The organism is Candidatus Aquicultor secundus (assembly GCF_002791875.1).
In the GTDB taxonomy this organism is placed as follows: domain Bacteria; phylum Actinomycetota; class Aquicultoria; order Aquicultorales; family Aquicultoraceae; genus Aquicultor_A; species Aquicultor_A secundus.
Genome location: NZ_PFNG01000033.1, coordinates 702 through 7,445, shown reverse-complemented (window position 1 = coordinate 7,445; position 6,744 = coordinate 702). Strand labels below are relative to the sequence as shown.

Here is a 6,744-nt window from a genome sequence, read left to right as displayed (position 1 = left end):
TAAGGATGATTTCTTTACGTAGTACCCATTTCCTTTATTTTAGGATCAAGAGTCTAGGGATGAGGGTCTAAAATGAAAGCGGAAGCCAGGAGCCAGAATCCAGAAAAGTGTGGGTTGAGAGAGTAGGTTTTAGTAGACAGCATGATGATGCGTATAGCAATGTAGTGGCGGAGCTAGTCTCCGCCCAGACGTGTGCTATGTCGAGGAGGGCCGAGACAAGCTTAAGCCCCTTACCGGATGCTAGAAGTCATTCTGAGCGAAGCGAAGAATCTAGGGTGCGCCCACAGTGGTTGCTACCGCCTAGCGTCTAGGCGTAGTTAAAACTATTTCTTAAGAAGGTTTTTCCGGATCCTGACCGCTGGACCCTGGACTCTGAAAGGTCCCGGCCCCTCTTACGGTCGTACCGCGCCGACGTAGCCGTCGTGATCGCCTAAATTGCTGATCTTTACGACATCGCCCGTGCTCGGTGCATGGATGAAGTTGCCGCCGCCGACGTAAACGCCGACGTGTGATATTGTGCCGCCGTGGGCGAAGAATACGAGATCGCCCGCTTGCAGCTCGTCACGGCTTACGTGCTGGCCGCAATCGTACTGCGCCCTGCTCGAATGCGGGAGCGATACGCCCACCTGGCCGTACACATAACTGGTTAAACCGGAACAATCAAACGACCCTGGACCGTTAGCGCCCCAACAATACGGCTTGCCAAGCTCATTCATAGCGATGCCGACAACGCCACTACCGCTACCCGATCTGCTTTCACCGCGTGAGACCATCTTATGATGGAGCGCCAGCTTAAAGCTCGTTTTAAGCTTATTCCTAAGCGCCAGCTGCGTCTTGATATCGGTTTGTTGGTACTGGGCGAGCTGTGTCTTGATTTTGGCAAGCAAGTTGTTTTTCTCTTTAAGCTGGGAGGCGATTTTGTCCTTTTTCACCTTTAGCTCAGCGACCATTGCCTTTTGCTTCTGCTTCTTCTCGAGAAGTAGCACGCTGTCGGCTTTTATCTCCTGCTCGATCAACCTAAGTTCGGCGATGGTTTTTGTGTCCCGCTTGGACTGGCGCTCGATCAACTCCAAGTAGAATAGAAACTGGTCGATGCTTTTGGTGTTAAGGAGAACCTCGAGGTAAGAGAGCCCGCCTTGGCGATACACACTTGCAAATCGCTTGTTAAGCATGTCCTGGCGTGAGTGCAGCTTATTCTCAGCAGCGCCTAGTTTTTGCCGATAAGAGCGAAGCTCTCTCTCGGTCTTGCTGAGATTAAGCGCCGAGGCGTTGTACTGCTCAACAATGATGTCGAGCCGGTCGTCGATGCTGTTAATCTGTTGCTGAACTCTTTGGAATTCAGCTTGTGTACCGCTATGTGAAGGTTCTGCGTAAACCGCTGGTACAGCAGCAGTTATTGCAAATATTGCTATAACGAATGTAACGAAAAATGCTTTGACTTTGCTACGTAAAATGCTACATCTCCTCCTATTTTTGGCGCTATCCTAAGTTCTCGGCACACTGTTTTCAGAACTTTAATGCCGTAACTCTGCAAGGAATAGTGGAGCTGAGTTAGTTTAACATAAAACAATTATTGAGGGCAAATCCAGTGAGCAGCCGTAAACTAGAGGAGCTGCAGGTAGTTCTTTATACCGTCAAATGCCGCTACAGCAATTTTTTGTCGAAATACCTCTTGATCTAGCTGCGCTTTTTCCTTTGAGTTCGTAAAAAACAGTGGTTTTATTAAGATTGCCGGTGCGGTGCCGGTGATTCGCGAGTCTATTTCGGATGGCGCTACGCCAAGGTCTTGGGTTCCCAGGCAGCGAATCAGCTCTTCTTGTACACTGGCGGCGAGGATTTGGCCGTGCTCCTCTGTCTCTCCCAAAGAGCAACAATACACCACGGTGCTACCGCGGGATTTGCTATTCGTGGCGGTGTTTAACATAAAACCGATGCTAAGCTCAATATCCTGATCAAACCCCGTGGGGGTGGCGCTTTCGTTATGACCGAGATAGAACACATGGGCGCCGAGCAGCTCGAGCAGATTTCCAAGACGCATGCCGAGTTCCCGGTTTATCTCGCCCCTCGCCGGGTCGTCCCGTCCAGCATCGGCCTGTTCTCTCATATCAAGCTCAATGGCGATCTTCTTGCTTTGGAAAATCGATATGGCCGAGGCCTGGTCGCGGTGCGGATCGGGAAAGATGCGGCTCACTTTATCCGCCAACAGGTGTCGCAGGTTGCGAATGGCGGTAAGCGTGGTTGGGCCGAAAATGCCATCACTTGTCAGGCCGAAGTTACGCTGAAACTCGCGGAGCGCGCGCTCGGTCGTCTCGCCGTAGATACCATCGACTTTACCCGTGTTAAAGCCGATGGTATTAAGTGAAGTCTGTAACTCTCGCACATCGTCTCCGCGAAAGAACGGTGATCGTAAATATAAAAAGCGATCTCCCAGTTTGTAGGTGGCCTCGACAAGGGCCTTCCAGGTCCCTTTATTGACGATACCGGTGATCGTAAGGCCGCGGCGATGTTGAAAGGCCTTAACAGCCGCCTCCGTAAGCTCACCGAAGCAGCCGTCGGCGCCGTTTAGACCGAGATTGTACCCAAGCGTTGAGAGCTTAAGTTGTATATCAACGACCTCGTTCCCCAGGTCTCCTTTTGAAAAAGCCTGCATTGTTTCCTCGTATCTGTGGTTAAACAAAATAAAAGGCTCAGGATCATGGGTTTTGTTTTAGTCCCCATTAGGGGGTTTCTATGGAGTCAATTCCTTCGAGTACTCCCAAACAAAAGCAACCGTAACCCACGACGTGGCAGTAAGATCCTGAGCCTAAATATATTCGCTTAAGCCCCATGATACAACAAGGCTTGGCTACTTATCAAATTATTCTTTCCCTGAAAACCTCTAGCGACAATCCTATCTTTAATTAGCGTTTAGGGCCGACACCTGCTTCTTTGCAGCCTTAGCGCTTTTGGGGCCATTCTTGCTTTTAGCGCGAAGGGCAAGCTCAAGAACTTCGTCCATGTGCTTTACGAAGAAGAATTTTAATTCTTCTTTGACTTCTTTTGGAACCAGCTCGAGGTCTTTTTCGTTTTCCGCCGGAAGTATAATCTCTTTGATACCCGCGCGGTGCGCGGAAAGGACCTTTTCCTTAACGCCGCCGATCGGGAGCACGCGACCCCGCAGGGTAATCTCGCCGGTCATCGCGACTTCGCGCTTGGCCGGGCGTTTGGTGAGCTCTGAGGCGAGCGCCGTTGCTATCGTGATACCTGCGGACGGGCCGTCTTTAGGGATGCCTCCGGCGGGCACGTGGATATGGATATCGAATTCGCTATAGAAGTTCTTATCGATTTTAAGCATCTCGGCGCGCGAGCGAATGTAGCTGACCGCGGCCTGCGCGGATTCGCGCATGACCTCGCCGAGCTGGCCGGTCAGCATGAGTTTGCCCCTGCCTGAAAGCGTCGCCGCTTCGACCGAGAGAACGTCGCCGCCGAACTCGGTCCAGGCAAGGCCGGTTGCCACACCGATTTCGTCGGCTTCCTCGGCAAGGCCGTAGCTGAACTGGCGCGGGCCAAGGTATTCATGCAGGTTCTTCTCCGTTATTTTCAGGCGCTTTTTCTCACCCTCGACGACCTTGCGGGCAATTTGCCTGCAGATGCTTGCAATGCGCCGCTCAAGGCCGCGCACGCCGGCTTCTCTGGTGTACTCGCGGATAACTTCTCTTAGCGCCTTGTCCTCTATCAGTATGTTCTTATCTTTTAAACCGTGTTCTCCAACCTGCTTGGGGATGAGATACTTGGTCGCGATCTGCACCTTCTCCTCCTCGGTGTACCCCGAGTACGGGATAATCTCCATGCGGTCGCGCAGCGCCGCCGGGATGGTTTCAAGCATATTGGCCGTCGTTATGAAGACCACGTCGGAGAGATCGAACGGGACCTCTAGATAGTGGTCGGAAAACGCAAAGTTCTGCTCGGGATCGAGCACCTCTAATAACGCTGCAGTCGGGTCGCCCCTGAAATCAGCGCCGACCTTGTCGATCTCATCGAGCATAAAGACCGGGTTATTTGTTCCGGACTGGTTGATCGCCTGGATAATGCGCCCGGGCAGCGCCCCGACATAGGTGCGTCTGTGGCCGCGAATCTCGGCTTCGTCATGTACGCCGCCGAGCGAGATTCGCACGAATTTTCTGCCCAGTGAGCGGGCGATTGATTTTCCAATCGAGGTCTTGCCCGTTCCGGGAGGGCCGACGAAGCAAAGGATCGTGCCCCTCATCTTATTGGTGAGCTGATGCACCGCCAGGTACTCAAGCACCCGTTTCTTGACCTGCTCTAATCCATAATGATCCTCATCAAGGATCGTCGACGCTTCTTTAAGGTTAAGCTTTTGCTTGCTCTTCTTCTGCCACGGCAGCCCGATCAGCCAGTCCAGATACGTACGGATAACCGATGACTCGGCCGATTGGGGCGACATTCTAGCAAGCCTATCCAGCTCTTTTAATGTCTTTTCGTTTACTTCCTTCGGCATCTTTGCCGCTTTAATCTTGGCGCGAAGCTCCTCCATCTCGGCGGCCTGCTCATCCATCAAACCCAGCTCCTGCTGGATAGCTTTAAGCTGCTCTTTGAGGAAATATTCCTTCTGCGTTTTGGTAAGCTGGTCTTTAACGCGGGACTGGATTTTGCTTCCGATCTCAAGTATCTCAAGCTCGCGGTTTAAGAATATGCTGACCTTCTCAAGACGGTCGTGCGCATTTACCGCTTCGATAATCTGCTGCTTCTCATCGATTTTAAGATTAAGGTGAAATGCGATGAAGTCGGCAAGCCTGCCCGGCTCCTCAATATTTGAGGTGGCCAAGAGCACCTCTTGCGGAATGGGTTTGCCGAGGCTTGCCGCGCGCTCAAACTGAAGTACCAGGTTGCGCATGAGGGCCTCGACTTCTATATCTTTGTCTTCCTGCTCGGGAAGAACTTTAACCTTGACCCTAAAATAAGGTTCGGTCTGGGTGAACTCGACGATCTCAATACGGGATAATCCTTCAACCAGGGCTTTCGCCGTACCATCAGGAATTTTCAGCTCCTGCATGATAACCGCAGCGGTTCCAATACCGTAGAGGTCTTCGATATCGGGCTCCTGCAGCTCGGTCATCTTCTGGGTAACGAGGGCCACGATGTGCTCTTCTTTCATGGCCACCTCAAGCGCCGCAATGGATTTCTCCCTGCCTACAAAGAGCGGGACCACCAGGTTTGGAAAGATGATCATATCTCGTAGAGGTATAAGAGCGATTTCTTCGGGAATTACTATTTCTTCTTTGTCTAGCTCATGCATTGATATATCTCCTTCTAAGTTTCCTTCTAGATGTTATTCTAAGTTTCGTCTTATCGTTCTTTCAGCATTTTCTAAGAATCAGTTGTTATAGTCACAACTATCGGGGTTTGGTGTATCCGTTTAGTTATCGGATAACCCCAGCTCTTTCTTAATTCGATAATACCACCTAATTTGTCATATACAATAAAGGTTGCCGTAACGGTTTCATCGCCCTACGGCAAAGCTTATACGCAGGCTCTATCCAGCGGCATGGCAAGCGTAGGGGGTTTTTATCAAACCACTACCGATTATAGTAGATAGAGTTTATAATGAAGGTATTATGTCGAAGATAAATAAAAAGCGACCTATCTATGTGCTGGATACAAATGTGCTTCTCTACAACCCAAAAGCCGTTTACGCGTTTCCCAACGCAGATGTCGTAATACCGGACATCGTACTCGGGGAGCTTGATAAAATCAAGACGTCCCGAGCCGACCGCGAACTGCGCTATCGGAGTCGGCAAATATCCAGAATCCTGTTTGAACTCTCAGAACACGGCAAGCTTACCGATGGAATCCCTTTTGGAAAAAACTCTGCCTTACGGGTTATGAATTTCGACCCGTCGAAGGGGAACCATGATAAGTTCGGCAGCAAGAACTCCGACGACAGGATTCTGTCTGTTGTCTACCAGTTAAAAAGCGAGAGCAATGGGCGTCCGGTCACCATTGTGACAAACGACCTTAATATGCTCCTGAAGGCGCAGACGCTAGAGATCAAGGTCGAGCATCCCGGCGAGGAATTCGCGTACAGCGGTGTTAAACGGGCGCTGTTTAGGCTAAAGGCAAATAAAAAACCGGTTTGGACGACGGTTGCCGCGGTGGCCATCATCGCACTTTTCATGGTGCTTAAACAGTACCCGGGTGTTTTAGGATTACAGCCGACGCAGGCAATACCTAGCGGTCCGGCTGATTTAATGAAGCAGTTTTCGCAGTACCAGAGCCAGTACAACGCACTACAGGCACAAAAGAATTCCTACGAGGCCATCCTGAAGAAAAACCCGAAGGATGTAACGGCGCTCTATGGCCTTGGCAACACCTACTTTGATCTGGCCGGAGTAACGCAGGATCAGACGAACTACCAGAAAGCCGTAGACTATTACAAAAAAGCGCTGGATGTCGATCCGAGCAAATCTAATATAAGGACCGACATGGCGGTAGCGTATAACTACCTGGGCATGACCGACATCGCAATGAGCGAATTAAATAAGGTCGTCGAACGCGATCCGAGCTTTTTTCAGGCCTATTTCAACCTTGGCGTGATAAAATACCAGCAAAACGACCTTGAACATGCAAAGCAATTCTTCCAAAAGGTCAAAGAGAAGGCCCCCGCACAAAGCCCATTCGCATCACAAGCCGATGACTACTTAAAACAGATAGATGCCCAGGCTAAAGGCGCTCCCAAAAAATAAA

Annotated in this window: 4 protein-coding genes; 1 reads left to right on the top strand and 3 read right to left on the bottom strand. The window is 50.7% G+C overall.

All coding sequences use genetic code 11. The annotated features are described in order from the left end of the window. Positions 1 to 392: 392 nt before the first annotated feature. From COY37_RS01170 to lon, 3 genes are all read right to left on the bottom strand, one after another. Positions 393 to 1,148 (bottom strand): C40 family peptidase, encoded by a 756-nt coding sequence (locus tag COY37_RS01170; protein ID WP_286975613.1) that lies wholly within the window; start codon positions 1,146 to 1,148, stop codon positions 393 to 395. Between the two features lie 455 nt (positions 1,149 to 1,603). Beyond that, positions 1,604 to 2,650 (bottom strand): N-acetylmuramoyl-L-alanine amidase, encoded by a 1,047-nt coding sequence (locus COY37_RS01165; RefSeq protein ID WP_286975612.1) that lies wholly within the window; start codon positions 2,648 to 2,650, stop codon positions 1,604 to 1,606. 246 nt (positions 2,651 to 2,896) lie between these two features. After that, positions 2,897 to 5,296 (bottom strand): endopeptidase La, encoded by a 2,400-nt coding sequence (gene lon, locus COY37_RS01160; protein ID WP_286677912.1) that lies wholly within the window; start codon positions 5,294 to 5,296, stop codon positions 2,897 to 2,899. 319 nt (positions 5,297 to 5,615) lie between these two features. Between lon and COY37_RS01155 the strand changes: the two genes are divergently transcribed. After that, positions 5,616 to 6,743: a PIN domain-containing protein gene (locus COY37_RS01155; RefSeq protein WP_286677911.1), complete on the top strand. Its 1,128-nt coding sequence runs from the start codon at positions 5,616 to 5,618 to the stop codon at positions 6,741 to 6,743. The last annotated feature ends 1 nt before the right edge of the window (position 6,744 follow it).

Excerpts from the sequence above, each read along its gene's own strand:
- COY37_RS01165 (WP_286975612.1), bottom strand. The coding sequence starts at position 2,650 with ATGCAGGCTTTTTCAAAAGGAGACCTGGGGAACGAGGTCGTTGATATA.
- lon (WP_286677912.1), bottom strand. The coding sequence starts at position 5,296 with ATGCATGAGCTAGACAAAGAAGAAATAGTAATTCCCGAAGAAATCGCT.
- COY37_RS01155 (WP_286677911.1), top strand. The coding sequence starts at position 5,616 with ATGTCGAAGATAAATAAAAAGCGACCTATCTATGTGCTGGATACAAAT.